The organism is Rhodophyticola sp. CCM32, from assembly GCF_004751985.1.
GTDB lineage: Bacteria > Pseudomonadota > Alphaproteobacteria > Rhodobacterales > Rhodobacteraceae > Rhodophyticola.
Genome location: NZ_CP038492.1, coordinates 3,789,115 through 3,806,679, shown reverse-complemented (window position 1 = coordinate 3,806,679; position 17,565 = coordinate 3,789,115). Strand labels below are relative to the sequence as shown.

The 17,565-nt window shown below is 62.1% G+C and carries 19 protein-coding genes and 1 riboswitch; of the genes, 4 read left to right on the top strand and 15 right to left on the bottom strand.

From position 1 onward, the window contains the following. Positions 1 to 9: 9 nt before the first annotated feature. The 6 genes from E2K80_RS18670 to coxB form a co-directional block, all read right to left on the bottom strand. A complete protein-coding gene (locus E2K80_RS18670; protein WP_443216539.1) occupies positions 10 to 681 on the bottom strand; it encodes an SURF1 family protein in 672 nt (223 codons plus the stop codon). Positions 682 to 1,006: 325 nt separating this feature from the next. Continuing rightward, complete coding sequence (locus tag E2K80_RS18665; RefSeq protein ID WP_135376358.1) at positions 1,007 to 1,813, bottom strand: cytochrome c oxidase subunit 3; 807 nt, start codon at positions 1,811 to 1,813, stop codon at positions 1,007 to 1,009. Positions 1,814 to 1,833: 20 nt separating this feature from the next. After that, a complete protein-coding gene (locus E2K80_RS18660; RefSeq protein ID WP_135376357.1) occupies positions 1,834 to 2,400 on the bottom strand; it encodes a cytochrome c oxidase assembly protein in 567 nt (188 codons plus the stop codon). Beyond that, a complete protein-coding gene (locus E2K80_RS18655; protein WP_135376356.1) occupies positions 2,397 to 2,591 on the bottom strand; it encodes a hypothetical protein in 195 nt (64 codons plus the stop codon). The genes E2K80_RS18660 and E2K80_RS18655 overlap by 4 nt, the downstream gene beginning before the upstream one ends. 3 nt (positions 2,592 to 2,594) lie before the next feature. Further along, entirely contained in the window at positions 2,595 to 3,548 is a 954-nt protein-coding gene (gene cyoE / locus E2K80_RS18650) for a heme o synthase (RefSeq protein WP_135376355.1), read from the bottom strand. A gap of 6 nt (positions 3,549 to 3,554) precedes the next feature. Further along, positions 3,555 to 4,436, bottom strand: coding sequence for a cytochrome c oxidase subunit II (coxB, locus tag E2K80_RS18645; RefSeq protein ID WP_135376354.1), 882 nt, complete (start codon positions 4,434 to 4,436; stop codon positions 3,555 to 3,557). Positions 4,437 to 4,601: 165 nt separating this feature from the next. On the opposite strand from coxB, the gene tldD reads away from it, so the two are divergent. From tldD to E2K80_RS18630, 3 genes are all read left to right on the top strand, one after another. Continuing rightward, complete coding sequence (gene tldD, locus E2K80_RS18640) at positions 4,602 to 6,026, top strand: metalloprotease TldD (protein WP_135376353.1); 1,425 nt, start codon at positions 4,602 to 4,604, stop codon at positions 6,024 to 6,026. Between the two features lie 155 nt (positions 6,027 to 6,181). After that, positions 6,182 to 7,345, top strand: a complete 1,164-nt coding sequence (dprA, locus tag E2K80_RS18635; RefSeq protein ID WP_135376352.1) for a DNA-processing protein DprA — start codon at positions 6,182 to 6,184, stop codon at positions 7,343 to 7,345. A gap of 120 nt (positions 7,346 to 7,465) precedes the next feature. Then, complete coding sequence (locus tag E2K80_RS18630; protein ID WP_135376351.1) at positions 7,466 to 7,990, top strand: DUF4329 domain-containing protein; 525 nt, start codon at positions 7,466 to 7,468, stop codon at positions 7,988 to 7,990. A 97-nt stretch (positions 7,991 to 8,087) separates the two neighbouring features. Here the strand turns inward: E2K80_RS18630 and gcvP are convergent, their stop codons facing one another. From gcvP to gcvT, 4 genes are read right to left on the bottom strand one after another with little or no spacing between them, the layout of a single operon-like run. Continuing rightward, on the bottom strand, positions 8,088 to 10,925 hold the full coding sequence (gene gcvP, locus E2K80_RS18625) for an aminomethyl-transferring glycine dehydrogenase (protein ID WP_135376350.1): 2,838 nt from the start codon (positions 10,923 to 10,925) through the stop codon (positions 8,088 to 8,090). Continuing rightward, positions 10,926 to 11,315: a VOC family protein gene (locus tag E2K80_RS18620; protein WP_135376349.1), complete on the bottom strand. Its 390-nt coding sequence runs from the start codon at positions 11,313 to 11,315 to the stop codon at positions 10,926 to 10,928. 5 nt (positions 11,316 to 11,320) lie between these two features. Then, positions 11,321 to 11,680: a glycine cleavage system protein GcvH gene (gene gcvH / locus E2K80_RS18615; protein WP_135376691.1), complete on the bottom strand. Its 360-nt coding sequence runs from the start codon at positions 11,678 to 11,680 to the stop codon at positions 11,321 to 11,323. A 17-nt stretch (positions 11,681 to 11,697) separates the two neighbouring features. Further along, positions 11,698 to 12,798, bottom strand: a complete 1,101-nt coding sequence (gcvT, locus tag E2K80_RS18610; RefSeq protein ID WP_135376348.1) for a glycine cleavage system aminomethyltransferase GcvT — start codon at positions 12,796 to 12,798, stop codon at positions 11,698 to 11,700. A gap of 141 nt (positions 12,799 to 12,939) precedes the next feature. Next, positions 12,940 to 13,031: riboswitch (glycine riboswitch) on the bottom strand. A 73-nt stretch (positions 13,032 to 13,104) separates the two neighbouring features. On the opposite strand from gcvT, the gene E2K80_RS18605 reads away from it, so the two are divergent. After that, on the top strand, positions 13,105 to 13,668 hold the full coding sequence (locus E2K80_RS18605) for a gamma-glutamylcyclotransferase family protein (protein ID WP_135376347.1): 564 nt from the start codon (positions 13,105 to 13,107) through the stop codon (positions 13,666 to 13,668). Here the strand turns inward: E2K80_RS18605 and E2K80_RS18600 are convergent. The 5 genes from E2K80_RS18600 to pgsA all read right to left on the bottom strand — a co-directional run bounded on the left by E2K80_RS18600 (position 13,642) and on the right by pgsA (position 17,558). Then, positions 13,642 to 15,033 (bottom strand): MATE family efflux transporter, encoded by a 1,392-nt coding sequence (locus E2K80_RS18600; RefSeq protein WP_135376346.1) that lies wholly within the window; start codon positions 15,031 to 15,033, stop codon positions 13,642 to 13,644. The two genes, E2K80_RS18605 and E2K80_RS18600, sit on opposite strands and share 27 nt — an antisense overlap. 83 nt (positions 15,034 to 15,116) lie before the next feature. Then, a complete protein-coding gene (locus E2K80_RS18595; RefSeq protein WP_135376345.1) occupies positions 15,117 to 16,037 on the bottom strand; it encodes an IS110 family transposase in 921 nt (306 codons plus the stop codon). A gap of 162 nt (positions 16,038 to 16,199) precedes the next feature. Next, the gene (locus tag E2K80_RS18590) at positions 16,200 to 16,640 is read right to left on the bottom strand and encodes a molybdenum cofactor biosynthesis protein MoaE (RefSeq protein ID WP_135376344.1); all 441 of its coding nucleotides are present in this window, start codon (positions 16,638 to 16,640) and stop codon (positions 16,200 to 16,202) included. Positions 16,641 to 16,645: 5 nt separating this feature from the next. Beyond that, positions 16,646 to 16,891, bottom strand: coding sequence for a molybdopterin converting factor subunit 1 (gene moaD, locus E2K80_RS18585; protein WP_135376343.1), 246 nt, complete (start codon positions 16,889 to 16,891; stop codon positions 16,646 to 16,648). A gap of 4 nt (positions 16,892 to 16,895) precedes the next feature. Beyond that, positions 16,896 to 17,558 (bottom strand): CDP-diacylglycerol--glycerol-3-phosphate 3-phosphatidyltransferase, encoded by a 663-nt coding sequence (pgsA, locus tag E2K80_RS18580; RefSeq protein WP_135376690.1) that lies wholly within the window; start codon positions 17,556 to 17,558, stop codon positions 16,896 to 16,898. Positions 17,559 to 17,565: the final 7 nt, after the last annotated feature.

Here is a 17,565-nt window from a genome sequence, read left to right as displayed (position 1 = left end):
ATATTGCTTTCAGATCATCCGTTGTCTGATACGCCAGAGAAGATAGAGTGTCATCCCCAACCAGATCAGCGCCAGTGAAAACCAGGTGATTGCATAGCTCAGGTGATCGTTCGGAATGCCGCTTGTGTCCACGGGCAAAGGCGTCAAAACCCCTTCTGTTTCCGACACATTGCGGGCAATGATCAATATCGGCGCGGTCCCGAGCGCCTCTGCAAGGGCGGGCACATCACGCGCGAACCAGATATTCTCCTCCAGATCCGGCACAGGCGTGGCGCCTGTCACCTCATCGGGCCAATGCAGATTGCCGATGACGGTCACCCGGCCCTCTGGTGCTGCGGGCAGATCTTCGGCCACGGGAATGAACCCGCGATCCAGAAGCACAACCCGCCCCCCCGTCTCAAAGGGGGAGATCACGCGATAGCCCGCACCAATCCGGCGCTGGCTGACCAGCACCCGAATGAACGTATCACCGATCACGCCTTCGGCCTCGACCGGCAGATACCGGTCCGCCTGACTGTCGGGTTGATCCGGGATCGCCATCGGTGCTGCCATGATCCGCGCGTCGATATCGGCCAGCACCGCCTCTTTCCAGGCCAGCCGCTGCACCTGCCAGACCCCCAGAGCAACCAATATGGCCGCACCGCCAATTCCGAAGACCAAAGGCCAGATCATCCGCGCCAAAACCGCATCTCCAATTGGAAAGGCCTGCCCTGGAGCAGGCAGGCCGTTCACAGCGTATCAGACCTATAAAGCTTCGGCCCAAAATTCTGCAACGCATATGCATTGCGCGGAGGGTATCGCCCGAACCGAGGGGAGGGCGATAAGCGCCCGCCCCATTGGGGCGGTGCGGGCGCTGCCCGGCGGTGCCGCCGGGCGGAAAACTGGCGCGGTTTGGTTCAGAATTTCAGGCCAAAGCGATAGTGTTTCGACTTTATATTTAGACAGCGAAAGGCGTTTCAACATCAGGTCGATACGCTTTAACAGCATCACCAGACCCGGAAGAATGTCAGCCAATCCCCCAGATATAGACGGCTGCGAAAAGAAACAGCCAGACCACATCGACGAAGTGCCAGTACCAGGCCGCAGCCTCGAACCCCACATGCCGTTCCGCGGTGAAATGCCCGGCGCGCACCCGCAGATAGCAGACAAACAGGAAGATCGTGCCGATGACCACATGGAAGCCGTGGAACCCGGTCGCCATGAAAAAGGTCGAGAAGAACTTGTCGCCCCCAAAGCTCCAATCCTCATGGACCAGCAATTCGTAATATTCAAAGGCCTGCAACCCGGTGAAGGCCACGCCCAGAAGAATCCCGATCAGCAGGCCAGTTTCAACATCCTTGCGGCTTTCATTATGGACCAGCGCGTGATGCGCCCAGGTCACGGCACAGCCCGACAGCAGAAGGACCAGCGTGTTGATCAGCGGCAGGTGGAACGCATCCACCTGATAGAACTCCGGCGGCACATAGGCGGATGCCTCATAGATGTTCATCGGATAGATCATATGTTTGAAAAACGCCCAGAACCAGGCGACGAAGAACATCACCTCGGACATGATGAACATGATGAACCCGTATTTCAGGCCGATCCGCACCACCGGCGTGTGATCACCGGCATTGCTTTCGGCAATCACGTCCGACCACCAGCCGAACATCACATAGAGCACACCCACAAATCCGATCAGGAACAACCAGGGCCCGGCCCCATGCATCCACAGAACGGCCCCCGCCAGCATCGCAAACGCGCTGACCGCCCCCAGAAACGGGTAAATCGACGGTGGCAGAATGTGGTAATCGTGCGTTTTCACATGGGCCATAACTTCGTCCTTCGTCTGGTTTACTCGGTGATGTCGCCGAGCGCGGCGTAATCTTCGGGAAGTTCCGACACATGGAACGTGTAGGAAAGCGTGATTGCGGGGGTGCCCCGGGCCTCGGGGTCATCGACAAGGGCCGGGTCCACATAGAAGGTCACGGGCATCTCGACCCGCTCACCGGGTTGCAAAACCTGCTGTTGAAAGCAAAAGCATGCGATCTTGGAAAAGTAGAGCCCGGCATCGAACGGCGCCACATTGTAGCTTGCCGTCCCGGCGATGGGCCGGTCGGTCGGGTTATAGGCCTCATAGAACACCATCCCGGTCTCACCAATGCGCAGTTCCATCGAGGTTTGCATCGGGTGGAACGCCCAGGGCATATCGCGCGACACATTGGCATCGAAACGTACCAGGATCGTCTGATCGAGGATCGTATCGCTTTCGACCTCGGCCACATTGGTGGTGCCGCCATATCCGGTCACCCGGCAGAACCAGTTGTAAAGCGGTACGGCTGACGCCACCAGCGCCACCATCACCGCGATCACCCCCAGAAGCTGAAACGCCGTGCGTGTGTTCTGTGCCTGCGGGGTCATTCGCTGGCCTCCACCGAAGGGGTGATGGACAGGCGTGGCTGATGATCAAATGCCTCCATCTGCGACCCCTGACGGATTTTCGCGATGGTCAGCCCGAAAATGATCGTGCAGAATCCCACCAGACACAAGGCGACACCCAGATTGCGGCCAAAGCGGCGTTTATGGATCTCATGGGTTTCGGTGATCGGCATGGGTTACCAGCCCCCCAGGCCGTAAGGGCGCAAAGCGGCCTCGACCAGAAGCGCGCCGAAATGCAGAAACAGATAGTAAAGCGAGAAGCGGAAAAAGCGCTTTTCGACCGCATAGCCATCAGCCTCTGCCGCAGTTTCTTCGCGCCGCCAGATCGCCCAGGCCCCTTTCAGGAACAAGAGGTTCAACACCAGCGCCACGGCCAGATAGACCGGCCCGCCGATCGAGGTGAACGCCGCCCCGATGGCCACGGGCAGCAGCGGCAATGTGTAGAAAAAGATTTGCCGCCGGGTTTCGGCCCGGCCATGGGTGACCGTCAGCATCGGCACCTTGGCCTTGTGATAATCCGATTTCATGAACAGCGCCAAAGCCCAGAAATGCGGCGGTGTCCACATGAAAATCAGCCCGAACATCAGCAGGCTTTCAAGCGACACGCCACCGGTCACCACCGCCCAGCCAATCATCGGCGGGAACGCACCGGCGGCCCCGCCGATCACGATATTCTGCGGCGTCAGCCGTTTCAGCCAGATCGTATAGATCACCGCGTAAAAGAAGATGGTGAAGGCCAGCAGCCCGGCAGCAAACCAGTTGGTTGCAAGACCCAGCATCGTAACCGAAATCGCTGACATCCAGAGGCCAAGCGACAAGGCCTCCCCCGCCTGCACCTTGCCTGCAGGCACCGGCCGCCGCGCGGTGCGCTGCATCACCGCGTCGATATCGGCGTCAAACCACATGTTCAGGGCGCCCGAAGCCCCGGCCCCAAGCGCAATGAACAGGATCGCGGTAAAGCCGATCATCGGTGGAACGCCACCGGGGGCCACCAACAGGCCCACCAGCGCCGTGAACACCACCAGCGACATCACCCGCGGTTTCATCAGCGCGACATAATCGCCGAACTGCGCCTCGCCGGGCTCTGACCCGGTGGCGGTTGCGGCGGCGTTGGCGGTGGCGTCGCTCATTGCTCGTTACTCGACTGCGGCCAGTTCGATATAGGCGGGCGCGCGAATGCCGACAGAGGCAAACTCCTGCGCCTCACCTGTCAGCCAGGCCTCATATTCCTCGGGCGTCACAGCGAATACCGTAATCGGCATATAGGCGTGGTTGACCCCGCAGAGTTCCGAACACTGGCCGAAATAGATGCCCTCCATACCGGGATCGACCTCGAACCACAGTTCGGCCAGACGCCCCGGAACACCATCCTGTTTCACACCAAAGGCAGGCATCGCCCAGGAATGGATCACATCCGCCGCCGTCACCTGCACCACAACGGTCTGCCCCGTGGGCACCACGATTGCCGTGTCGGTGGCCAGCAGATATTCATCCTGGCTGTAGCCATACTCTTCCAGCTCATCGCGGTTCAGCATGAAACTTTCGAAGGCAAGCTCTTCCTCGGGGTATTCATATCCCCAATACCATTGATACCCGGTCGCCTTGATCAACACATCCGCCTGCGGAATGGTCTGCTGGTTGAACAGAACCGGCAGCGAAAAGCCCCCGATCACAAACAGGATGATCAGCGGCACAACCGTCCAGGTGATCTCGATCTTGGTGTTATGGGTGAAACTTGCCGGGGTCGGGTTGGCCCGTTCATTATGGCGCAGGATAACCCAGGCCAGCAGGGCCACGACGAACAGAACGATCAGCGAGATGATCACCAGAAGGAAAGTATCCAGATCCTGCAACTGACGCGCAATCCCCGTTGCCGGTGGTTGAAAATTCACGCCACCCGGCACCGGTGCGCCAAGGATTTCCAGGCCTTCGCCAACGCTTTGCGCGCTGACAGCCGTCGCCGCCAGAGTTGCGCCAAATCCGGCCCAGAGACCGCGTATCTTCATCCGAAGTGACATATACCGATTGTCCTGTTGTTCGAAAGAGTGACCCGGGGCTCAGACCGGTCCACCTCCCGTTGCGTTCCAAGCTGGATGAACCATATAGACTTTAAGGATACAAGAGAGTGGTCAAAATTGTCTCACTTCGACAATCTTCCCGACCATTGCCTTTGAGGAGCTTTCATGACCCAAACCGCCCCCTTTCGTCCATTTGAAACCCTGATTGACGAGGCCGCCGCCCTGCGTGTGTTGCGCGCCGCAACCGCCGGGGCCGATGATGGGGAGCTGTTTTTTGAACGGCGGCGCTCTGAAATGCTGGTGTTTGATGACGGCCGGGTCAAAACCGCCAGCTATGACGCCTCGGAAGGGTTCGGCCTGCGCGCGGTGCGTGGCGAGGTGGCGGGCTATGCCCATTCCACCGAGATTTCCGAGGCCGCGCTGCTGCGGGCGTCGGAAACCGCGCGTCTGGCTGTGGGCGATGGCGGCGGGGTTCTGGCCGATGCGCCCAGGGGCACCAATGCAAAGCTCTATACCGAAGAGGACCCGATGGCAGGGGCCGAATTTTCGGTGAAGCTTGATACATTGAAAGAGATTGACGCCTTCGCCCGCGCGCTGGACCGCCGTGTTGTGCAGGTCTCTGCCTCGATGGGGGCAAGCCTGCAAGAGGTCGAAATCCTGCGGCCCGAAGGCATTCGCGTGGCCGATACCCGCCCCATGGTCCGTCTGAATGTCAGCGTGATTGTCGAGGAAAACGGCCGCCGCGAAAGCGGCTCTGCCGGAGGTGGCGGGCGCATCGGGCTGACCGGGCTGATGTTGCACGATCACTGGGAAAACGTGGCGCGGGAGGCGTTGAGGATTGCCGTGGTGAACCTGTCGGCCGTGCCCGCGCCCGCCGGTGTGATGGATGTGGCCCTTGGCCCGGGCTGGCCCGGCATCCTGCTGCATGAGGCCGTGGGTCACGGGCTGGAGGGGGATTTCAACCGCAAGAAAACCTCGGCCTTTGCCGGGCTGATGGGCCAGCAGGTGGCAGCAAAAGGGGTGACAGTGCTGGATGATGGCACCATCCCCGACCGGCGTGGCAGCCTGACCGTGGATGATGAGGGCACACCTTCGGCCAGAAACACCCTGATCGAGGATGGCATATTGGTCGGCTATATGCAGGACCGGCAAAATGCCCGGCTGATGGGGGTTGCGGCAACCGGCAATGGCCGCCGCGAAAGCTATGCCCATATTCCGATGCCGCGGATGACCAATACCTATATGCTGGGGGGCGATGCCAGACCCGGTGACATCGTGGCGGATGTGAAAGACGGAATTTACGCCGTGGGCTTTGGCGGTGGTCAGGTCGACATCACCAATGGTAAATTCGTGTTCTCCTGCACCGAAGCCTATCGCGTCGAAGGCGGCAAGATCGGCGCCCCGGTCAAAGGTGCAACGCTGATCGGGGATGGCGCGACCGCCCTGAAACAGATCCGTGCGATCGGCAATGATATGGCGCTTGATCCCGGGATGGGGAATTGCGGCAAGAACGGCCAATGGGTGCCCGTGGGTGTGGGCCAGCCGACGCTGTTGATCGGCGGGTTGACCGTGGGTGGATCAGCGGCCTGATCGGGCCAGAACGGTTTCGCTGCACGGGGCAAAAATCTTCGAAGATTTTTGATCGGAAATGCGCATTTTCCGCCCCGTTGAAACGCATGTCTCTACGCCGCAGCCCCATATCTGAATGAACGGTTTGTTAACCAAACACCGGCTAGCGTCAGACGATGCAGATTGAGCTTGATCCGGGCTTTGCCGAGCCACCCCTGGGCTATGTGCCCCCGCCCCCGGCAGACAGCCGGGACCGGCTGGACCGGCTCAGGCTTCTGCGATCGCGCCGGGTCGGGCCGGTCACCTTTCAACGTCTGCTGTCGGACCATGGCAGCGCAGAGGCCGCGCTGAAGGCCCTGCCCGGGATCGCCCTGAAGGCCGGGGTCGACAAATACGCGGTCTGCCCCGAAGGCACCGCCCTGGCCGAGATGAAAGCCGCGAAACGCGCAGGCGCGCAGATGCTTTGCCTCGGCGATGCCGCATATCCCGCCACACTGGCGGGCATCCGTGATGCGCCCCCGGTCCTTTGGGCGCTTGGCAATACAGGTTTTGCACACCGCCCGGTCCTCGCGATTGTCGGCACCCGGAATGCCTCCTCTCTCGGGGCACGGATGGCCCGCCGTCTGGCCGGCGATCTGGGGCAGGCAGGCTATGTCGTGGTCTCGGGGCTGGCCCGTGGGATCGACACATTGGCCCATGCGGCAAGCCTGGAAACGGGCACCATCGGCATTCATGCGGGCGGGCTGGATGTGATGTACCCTGTCGAGAATACAAAACTGGCCGAAGATATGGCCAGACGCGGATTGCGCCTGTCGGAACAGCCCTTTGGCCTTGATCCGCAAGCCCGGCATTTCCCCCGACGGAACCGGATTGTCGCAGGTCTTGCCCGCGCTGTCATCGTGGTTGAGGCCGCCGGGCGGTCAGGCTCTCTTATCACTGCGCGGATCGCCCTGGATCAGGGCCGCGAGGTGTTGGCCATTCCCGGCCATCCGATGGATACGCGCGCCTCTGGCTGCAACATGCTGATCCGGGATGGCGCGACACTGATCCGCGGGGCCGATGATGTGCTGGACCAGATCGGCATGCCCGATGCACAGGCCGATCTGCCTTTGCCCACACCCATCGTTCGACCCCCGGCGACAAACCCTCCCCGCCCGGAACGCGACAGCCTCACCAGGCGCATTCTGACCCGGCTTGGCCCCTCCCCCACGGCCGAGAACCAGTTGATCCGCGATCTGGGCCTGCCTGCGCCTCAGATCACCCGGGTGCTGGCCCAGATGGAACTGGCGGGCAGTATTGAGCGCCGCCCGGGCGGATTTCTCACCCGCGCGGCTGTCTGACGGGCTGCAAGGCCGCATCTCTTTGGCTGCCTCCCCTTCTCGGTCGCAAAACACTGGTTTCCCCGGGGAATTCGGCTATCCTCATGGATATCGACCAACGGATTTTCTGGAGCAGATGTGATGCGATTGATCCTGGCCTGCATGATCAGCCTGATGACCACGCTGATGGGCCAGGCCCAAAGCAGCGAGGAAACCGAATTCATCACCGCGCTGTTCATGAATATGAACCCGCTGTCGATCGAGTTTAACCGCGAGGTCTGCGGCTATCTGGTGCGCGATCCCTCGGGGGATCTGGTCAGCACCAAGGCAAGCTGGGGCGGCCCGGCCTCCTGCGCCTCTCTGCCGGTGCCGCCCGAGATGCAGATTCTGTCATCCTGGCACACCCATGCGGCCTGGGGAGAAGGGTATGATGGCGAAGTGCCCTCGACAATTGATGTGGAAGGCGACATGCGCCAGGGCGTCAATGGCTGGGTCGCCACCCCGGGCGGACGCCTGTGGTTCGTGAATGGCCAGACCGGAGATATTCATCAGGTCTGTGGCCGCGACTGCCTGCCGAGCGATCCGAATTTCTTCCCCGAGGAACACGGCCCCGTGGCCAAACGCTACACACTCGACGGGCTCCGCGCCCGGTTCGGGCAACGGTAACCGGGGGCTTTGATCTGGTCATCAGGCCGGGTCTTCCGCTTCAGGGCCACCCGCACCACTGGCAGCCAGACGGCCACAAAAAAACCCCTCAGCCGCCTCACTCCGCCGCGTCCAGATATTCCTCCAGCGGCGGGCAGGTGCAGATCAGGTGGCGGTCGCCATGGACATTGTCGACCCGGTTCACCGGCGGCCAGTATTTATCCACCCGGAACGCACCTGCGGGGAAACAGCCCTGTTCGCGCGAATAGGCACGATCCCAGTCGCTGACCAGATCCTCCACCGTATGCGGCGCGTGATGCAGCGGGCTGTCATCGGCGGCGATATTGCCTGCTTCCACCTCGGCAATCTCGGCCCGGATCGACAGCATCGCCTCGCAGAACCGGTCAATCTCGGCCTTGGTTTCGCTTTCCGTCGGCTCCACCATCAGGGTGCCGGCCACGGGCCAGCTCATCGTCGGGGCGTGAAACCCGTTATCCATCAGGCGTTTGGCAATATCATCCACGGTCACACCCAGCTCGGTAAAGGCGCGCGTATCCAGAATGCATTCATGGGCCACATGCCCGCCCTTGCCCCGATACAATACCGGAAAGGCATCATTCAGCCGGGCGGCGATGTAATTGGCGTTCAGAATCGCCACTTTCGTCGCTTGGGTCATCCCCTCGCCGCCCATAAGCAGGCAATAGGCATAAGAGATCGGCAGGATCGAGGCCGACCCATAAGGCGCGGCCGAGACCGGCCCCTCCATACCGCCGGTTTCGGGATGGCCCGGCAGATGCGGGGCAAGATGCGCCTTGACACCAATCGGCCCCATGCCCGGGCCGCCGCCCCCATGGGGGATACAGAATGTCTTGTGCAGATTCAGGTGCGAGACATCCGCGCCGATCTCTCCGGGTTTTGACAGCCCCACCATCGCGTTCAGATTGGCCCCGTCCAGATAGACCTGCCCGCCATATTCATGGGTGATCGCGCAGACCTCGCCCACGGTTTTCTCAAACACCCCATGGGTGGAGGGGTAGGTGATCATGCAACCCGCCAGAGCATCCCCAGCGGCGGCAGCTTTCTCGCGAAAATCCGCCACGTCGATATCGCCATTATCGGCGGCTTTCACCACCACCACCTTCATGCCCGCCATCTGGGCCGAGGCCGGGTTGGTGCCATGGGCCGAAACCGGGATCAGGCAGATATTCCGATGATCATCACCTTGCGCCCGATGATATGCGGCGATGGTCAACAGCCCCGCATATTCACCCTGCGCGCCGGAATTCGGCTGCATCGACATGGCGTCATAGCCGGTGATCTCACACAGTTTGGCAGACAGATCCTCCAGCATCTCGGCATAGCCTTCGGCCTGATCGGCAGGGGCAAACGGGTGCAGCGCGCCGAATTCCGGCCAGGTGATCGGCATCATCTCGACAGCGGCGTTCAGCTTCATCGTGCAGGAGCCAAGCGGGATCATCGCCCGGTCCAGCGCCAGATCGCGGTCAGACAGGCGGCGCATATAGCGCATCATCTCGGATTCCGCCCGGTTCATATGAAAGATCGGGTGGGTCAGATACTCGGATTTGCGCAGCAAGGCATCAGGGATCGCAGGCAGGCTTTGCGGCCCCGCGAACAACACCCCGAAAGACCGGCAGATCGCGGCCAGATGCGCCTCGGTCGTGGTCTCGTCCACTGAAATGCCGATCCGGTCATTGCCCACATCGCGCAGGTTGATACCCCGGGCCACGGCGGCGGCCATGATCCGGCTTTGCATATTGCCGACCGGCACGGTGATGGTGTCGAAAAACGCCTCCTCTTCCGGCGCGAACCCCCCGGCGCGCAAGGAGGCAGCCAGCCGCGCGGCTTTCAGATGCACCTGCTGCGCGATGGCTTTCAGCCCCAGAGGGCCGTGGAACACCGCATAAAACGAGGCCATCACCGCCAGCAAGGCCTGCGCGGTGCAGACATTCGAGGTCGCCTTCTCGCGCCGGATATGTTGTTCGCGGGTTTGCAGCGCCAGACGAAACGCCTTGCGCCCATGGCTGTCGATACTGACCCCAACCAGACGCCCGGGGATCGCCCGTTTATAGGTTTCACGGCAGGCCATGAAGGCCGCATGGGGGCCGCCATAGCCCAAAGGCACACCAAACCGCTGTGCCGAACCCACGGCGATATCCGCATCCATCGCACCGGGTTCTTTTATAAGAGTAAGCGCCAGAAGATCGGTACACACGATCCCCACGGCCCTGGCCGCATGCAGGGCCGCGATCTGCTCAGACGGGTCTGCCAGCCCGCCGAATGTGCCCGGATACTGAAACAGGGCGCCGAACACCGCATCGGCATCCAGATCGGCAGGGTCCCCGACGATCACATCAATGTCCAGCGGTTCTGCCCGCGTCTGGACCACCGCGATATTCTGCGGATGGCAGTTTTCATCAACGAAAAACGCGCCCGCCTTCGATTTCGCCACCCGCTGCGCCATCACCATTGCCTCGGCGCAGGCGGTGCTTTCATCCAGCAGCGAGGCATTGGCCACCTCAAGCCCGGTCAGGTCCGCAACCATGGTCTGGAAGTTCAGCAAAGCCTCCAGCCGGCCTTGCGCAATCTCGGGCTGATAGGGGGTATAGGCCGTGTACCAGGCCGGGTTTTCCAGCACATTGCGCTGGATCGCGGGGGGCGTATGGGTGTTGTAATACCCCTGCCCGATCATGCTGACCATCACCTTATTCTTGCCCGCAATCTCCCGCATCCGGGTGATCAGTTCCGCCTCGGACAAAGCGGGCCAGTCCAGCGGTGTTGCCTGCCGGATAGACCCGGGCAAGGTCTGGTCGATCAGCGCATCCAGACTATCGGCCCCAACGACAGCCAGCATTTCGGCCATCTCGGCAGGCGACGGACCAATATGGCGACGGTTGCCGAAATCTGTCGGGTTATAGTCAACGGGCGTCCAGGTCATTCAATCTATCTCCAAATCTGCGGATCGGGCCGGGTCAACCCCCGTGTGTTCAAGAACATTCAAAACAGTGCCTGCGGGGTCTGTCAGAAAGGCGCGGCGGACGCCCCAGGGTTCAACCACAGGGCCATAATGGGGCTTGATGCCAAGGGCCGCAGCGCGGGCAAGCACCGTGTCCAGGTCATCCACCTCGATCGACAGGCCGGGCACCGGTGTGCCCGAACCGCCCTCGCTCGCGAAGCTGATCTGCACCGGCTGTGTAGCCCCGGACCCAAGCGTCACGATCCAGCCCTGATCCATCAGCGTTTCCAGCCCGAACAGATCGGCGTAAAACGCCCGCACCGCGCCCGGTTGGCCCAGTTCGATATTCGCTATGATCCGCCGAACCGTCACTGATCTCACCCGATCAGCGCGTTATAGGCGGCCTCATCCATCAGGTCGTCCAGCGCCGACAGATCGGCCAGTTTCATCTTGAAAAACCAGGCCTCGCCCAGCGGGTCCTCATTGACCAGCGCGGGGGTGTCGACCAGGGCGGCATTGATCTCGGCGATCTCACCATCCAGGGGCGCCAGAATATCCGACGCCGCCTTGACGCTTTCGATCACCGCAACCTCGTCATCCTTGACAACCTGCGTGCCCTCATCGGGGAGTTCCACAAACACCACATCGCCCAGTTGTTCGGCGGCATAGGCGGTGATGCCCACAACCACCAGATCATCCTCGACGCGCAGCCATTCATGCTCTTCGGTGTATTTCATCATATGTATTCCCTCGATCAGCGTTTGTAGCTTTGTTTGTAAAACGGCAGGGCAACCTGCACCGCCGGCAGGCGCTTGCCGCGGAGTTCTCCGTAAATCATGGCCCCGTCCGGGGTGTTGTTGTCAATCAGCCCCATGGCCACCGGACCGCCCACAGACGGCCCGAACCCGCCCGACGTGACAAGGCCGATCGGCACGCCGCCCTCGGCGGTTGCGAAAAGCGGCACGCCCGCCCGCATCGGCGCCCGCCCTTCGGGTCGCAGACCGACTCGCCTGCGCGGCGCGCCATTGGCCATTTCATCCAGAATCCGCACCGCGCCGGGAAACCCGCCAGCGCGCGCGCCATCCGCGCGCCGGATCTTGGAAATGGCCCAGCCCAACCGCGCCTCAATCGGTGAAATCTCTTCGCTCAGATCCTGCCCGTACAGCGGCAAGCCCGCCTCCAGCCGCAGACTGTCGCGCGCGCCAAGCCCGATCGGGGCAACCTCGGCCATCTCCAGCAGGGCCCGCGCGAACCCGTCGGCCGCCGCCCCGGGCACCGATATCTCGAACCCGTCCTCGCCGGTATAGCCCGAGCGGGACAGCCACAGGTCGGCCCCCTGCCAATCCATCCGGGCCACATCCATGAACCTCATCGCCGCCACATCAGGCAAAAGCCTTGCCAGCGCCGTTTCGGCCAGCGGCCCCTGAAGGGCCAGAAGCGCCCGGCCCTCAACCGGCGCCACCCCGGTCAGATGGGCCTGCAAATGCGCGATATCCGCCGCCTTGCAGGCCGCATTCACCACCAGAAACAAATCATCCTGCCGCCGCGCGATCATCAGATCGTCCAGCACGCCGCCGTTTTCGCCGGTGAACAGCCCATAGCGCTGCCGCCCCACGCCCAGACCGATCACATCGACCGGCACCAATGCCTCCAGCGCCCCGGCCTGATCCACAGGCAGGAGCACCTGACCCATATGGCTGACATCAAACAACCCGGCCTTTTCGCGGCACCACAGATGTTCGGCCATCACACCACCGGCATATTGCACCGGCATGTCATACCCCGCGAAAGGCACGAATTTTCCGCCCAGTTCGTCATGCAATGCGTGAAGTGGCAGGCGTTTCAACTCGGTCATATGTCCCTCGGGTCTACCCGGGTCTGACCCGGCATCACTCCGGCCCCGCGAGATGCGCGGCCCTCAGATGCCCCCTCTGTCCTTTCGCCTGAGATCGTTATCCCTTCGGCGGACGCGTCTGCGCCTCTCTCCAGAGTTCTATCGTTCAAACAGGTCCCTGCTGCCTGAGAGTTTACCGGGGCGGTTGCTCCTTCGGCATCGGCACATGTGCCGAGTTCTCCCTGTCTGAGGGGGTGAGGATACCGAGATTTTCACATTCGGCAAGACCCTTGCGCCCGACGGCCCGTCCGGTCATCACTTGGACCTATGTCCGATCCGTTCTTCTTTGGCTATGGCAGCCTCGTCAATCGCGCCACCCATGACTTTCCGCGCGCCGCCCGGGCACGGGTGACAGGATGGGACCGCCTGTGGAAACGCACCAGATTGCGCAAGCTGGCCTTTCTGACGGCGGTAGAGGCCCCGGGGGTTGAAATCGACGGGCTGATTGCGGCGGTGCCCGGCGCTGACTGGGCCGCCCTTGATGAACGCGAACACGCCTATCACCGCCTGCCGGTAGGCCAGATCACCCATGAGCACGGGGCCCTGCCCGATATCCAGATTTACCGCACCAAGCCGGAATATGACACCGATGCCACCGAGGAGTATCCGATCCTGCTCAGCTATCTGGACACGGTAATTCAGGGCTATCTGCGGGAATTTGGAGAGATCGGCGCCAGGGGGTTCTTCGACACGACAAAAGGATGGGAAGCCCCGATCCTAAATGACCGCACCGCGCCGATCTATCCCCGGGCGCAACCGCTGGAGGCCGATGAGCGCCGGTTTGTCGATGATCATCTGGCAGCCCTATCGGCGGTGATAAAACAACTGTAACACCCGCGTCTGGCGCTGGAACGGTGTGGTTTTCGGCGCTGTTTCAGGCCGGGCAATCACATTCAGCGCCAGTATCAGCGAGATCAGGGCAAAGATCACCCCGCCCACCGCCTGCCCGATCAGCACACCGGCGGCCCCGAACCAGATCGAGAACAGGATCACCAGCGGGATCGTTCCCAATGTGTGCCGCCCCCAGTTGATCCAGGTGGAATAATACGGGTGGCCCAGATTGTTGAACGCCGCGTTGGACACAAAGATCATCCCGTTGAAAAAGAACGCCAAAGCCAGCGGGCCGCAGAACAGAAACACCAGATCCCGGGTGATGCCGGTGGCGGTGAACAGATCGGCAATCGGCCCGCGCATGGCAAAAAGCAGCGCGGTTACCAGAAGGACCACCACAGCGGTAAAGACCAGCCCGTCCCAATAGGCCCGGCGCACCCGCCCGGTATCACGCGCCCCGAAATTCTGCCCGATGATCGGCCCGACGGCGCCGGATAGGGCAAAGATCACGCCGAAGGCCACGGGCGTCAACCGGCCGACAATGGCCATGCCGGCCACGGCCTCCTCGCCATATTGCGCCATGGATCGCGTGACATAGGCCTGACCCACGGGCGTGGCCAGTTGCGTCAGGATCGCCGGGAAGGCCAGGGTGACGACCGGCCCCAGATCAAGCTTCATCTCCGGCCAGGTCGGGCGCCCGAACCCGCCATAATAGCGCAGGATCGGCACCAGCGCCGTGGCCGCGATGGTGACCCGTGCCGCGACCGAGGCCAGCGCGGCGCCGGTCAGGTCCAGATCAAAGCCGAAGATCAGGATCGGGTCCAGCACCGCATTGACCAGCCCGCCATAAATCGTTGCCATCATCGAGCGGCGCGCATCCCCATGGGCGCGCAGAATGGCGCCCCCCACCATGCCCAGCAGCAGGAAGGGCAGCGAGGGGATGATGATCCGCAGATAATGCACGGCCAGGTCCTGGGTCTCGCCGCTGGCGCCTATCAAGGCGGTCAGGCCGCGCAGGTTCAGCCAAACCCCCGCGCTGAAGATTGTCCCGAAAATCACACCGAAAATCAGCGTGCTGGTCGCGCGACGCTGGGCCAGGCCCGTATCGCCCGCCCCCAGCGCCCGGGCCACCAGCGCACCGCCGGCAATTGCCATGCCGATGCCGAAAGAGGTGGTGAAAAACAAAACCGCCCCGGCATAGCCCACGGCCGCGGCCAGTTCTGCCTTGCCCAGCATCGAGATGAAAATCATATCGACGAAATCGACCAGAAACACCGCCATCAGGCCAATGGACGCGGTCAGCGACATGACCGAGATATGCCGGAACAGGTTGCCCTCCAGAAATTTTGCCTGCGCCTGTGCCATATGTATCTGTCCTTTTGCATAAGCCGTGACATGGATTGCACAGGCGGGCCAGAGATTTTGATGTCTCCCCCGGGCAAGTGTGTTTATGAAGTATGCTGATATGGTCTGTTTTCTCGGATCATTGCGTTTAGGATGGTGAGCAATTTGCGCGTGACGGCGATGATTGCCTGTTTTGGTGCTTTTCCTTTGGCTTTGAGCCGCTGGGCAAAGGCGCGCAGGTTTGGATCGTGGCGTGCAGCACTCAGGCCGGCCATGTATAGCACGTCGCGCAGCGCTTTTCGGCCGCCACCGATGCGTCGTTTTCCGCAGCGCAGCCCGCTATCGCGCGATATCGGAGCCAGGCCCGCCAGCGCCGCAGCCTGGCGCGGTGTCAGCCCGCCAAGTTCGGGCATGTCTGCCAGAAGGGCGGTGGCCGAGACCGGCCCCACCCCCGGTGCCGTCCGCAACAGCTCAGCCTTCCCGCGCAAATCCGCAGATGCCGCAATAAGCTTGGCAATGGCGGCTTCGATCTGCAGAATTTCTCGCCGCAACAGACGCAGAACCCGCTGGGCAGAGGCGCGCATCGCAGCATGGGACGTCTGGGTCAGGCGGGTCTTCTCGCGTTTTGCATCCTCCACCAACTGGCGGCGACGAAGCTGCAAGGCCTTGAGCCGGATCACCTCTTCCCTCTCGGGAGGGCAGTCCGGCAGGTCCAGCCGTGTTGCCATCTGGCGCAACACGCCTGCGTCCACCCGGTCGGTCTTGGCCAGACGACCCAGGCTGGTGGCAAAGGCCTGCGCCCGCCGTGGATTGATGCGGATCGCACGGACACCTGCCCGGGCCAGCGCGGCGCGCAACGGCGTTTCATATCCCCCCGAGGCCTCAAATGCCACGCGCCCGCCCTGGGCGGCAACGCGCCGCGCGAAGGCCTCCAGATCCCTGTTGCCAACCCGTTCATGGCCACCAGGCCCCGCAACATCAATCCAGTTCTTTGCCACATCGACACCAAATACATTTTCCATCATGATACCCCTGTTCCAGTCGAACGGAGTCAGCGCCAACTGCTCCAATCAAGTGTGCAGGACAAACCATTGCGGGCGGGGCTCAGGCCCGGAGACGATGCCTCTGATCCCTCAGAGAATCTGGATATTTGGGAAGCAGAGAAGCGGGGGGCGGGGCGTGCGGGATTACCAGCGCTTGAGCGCGGTTTCGTCTTCTGCGCGCGCGGCGACCCAGCGGGACCCTTTGGCGGTGATTTCCTGTTTCCAGAAAGGCGCGCGGGATTTCAGGTAATCCATCAGGAATTCAGCCGCCGCAAACGCGTCGGCCCGGTGGCGCGCGGCGGTGGCCACCATCATGATCGGATCGCCCGGGCGCATCCTGCCATAGCGGTGAAGCACGAAGACGCCGGTCAGGGACCAGCGTGCGCGCGCCTGATCGGCGATACCGGTCAGGGCCTTTTCGGTCATGACCGGGTAATGTTCGATCACCATATGGTCGAGATCGGCACTGGCGACATCGCGCACCAGGCCCGAAAAGCTGACCACGGCACCGGCACCGGGCACGGATGCCGCGAAACGGTTCAGCTCAGTACCCATATCGAACGGATCGGCCTGAACGCGGATCATCTGGGTCAACCCCCGGTCATCGGCGGGAAGAAGGCCACTTCGCGCGCATTGGCAAGGGGCGCATCCAGGTCCACCAGATCCTGATCGACGGCGGCGCGGATCGCTGTGAGGTCCGAGAAGGCATGGGCATGGGCGTCATCTATCGCGCGCAGTTCCTCGATCAGATCGGCCACGGTCGCAGCCTGGGTCTCGACCTGTTCATGGCCGGTGCCGATCCGTTCGCGCAGCCAGGCGAAATAGCGCAGGTCCATCCCGTCACTCCTCGCGCAGGTAGGGCAGGGCCTTGAGGAAGTAATCAGCCCCGGTGACCAGCGTAAGGGCGGCGGCCACCCAAAGCAGCGCCAATCCGCCCCAGGAGGCCAGAAGCAGCCCGTAATATTTCCAGATCAGGCCGAAGTCATCGGCGATCTCACCGGCCAGCACGGCGGCCACAATCTCCCCATCCATGCCAAAGGTCTGCATACCGAAGAAATGTTCGAACAGGCCCCAGGCGAACAGCATCGAGATCGCCACCATCTGCACGGTTGTTTTCCATTTCGCCAGCGGCGTGACCTGCAGCGTACCGGCCGTATGGCCCAGATATTCCCGCAGGCCCGAGACAAACACCTCACGAAACAGAATCGCGACCACCGGGATCATCAGCCAGACCATCCCCCCCAGAAGCCCCAGAAGAACCGCCAGCGCGATCACCACCATCGCCTTGTCGGCAATCGGGTCCAGCATTGCGCCGAACTTGCTGACCTGCTGCCATTTTCGGGCCAGATACCCGTCGATATAATCGGTCAGCGATGCGGTGATGAACAGGATCAGCACCACCCAATCCGCATAGGGGTGCGGCAACACCAGAAACACCAGGCCCAGGGCGGGCGCGGCGATCAGGCGAAACACCGTCAGAATATTGGGCAAGGTCCAGCGCATGGGATCA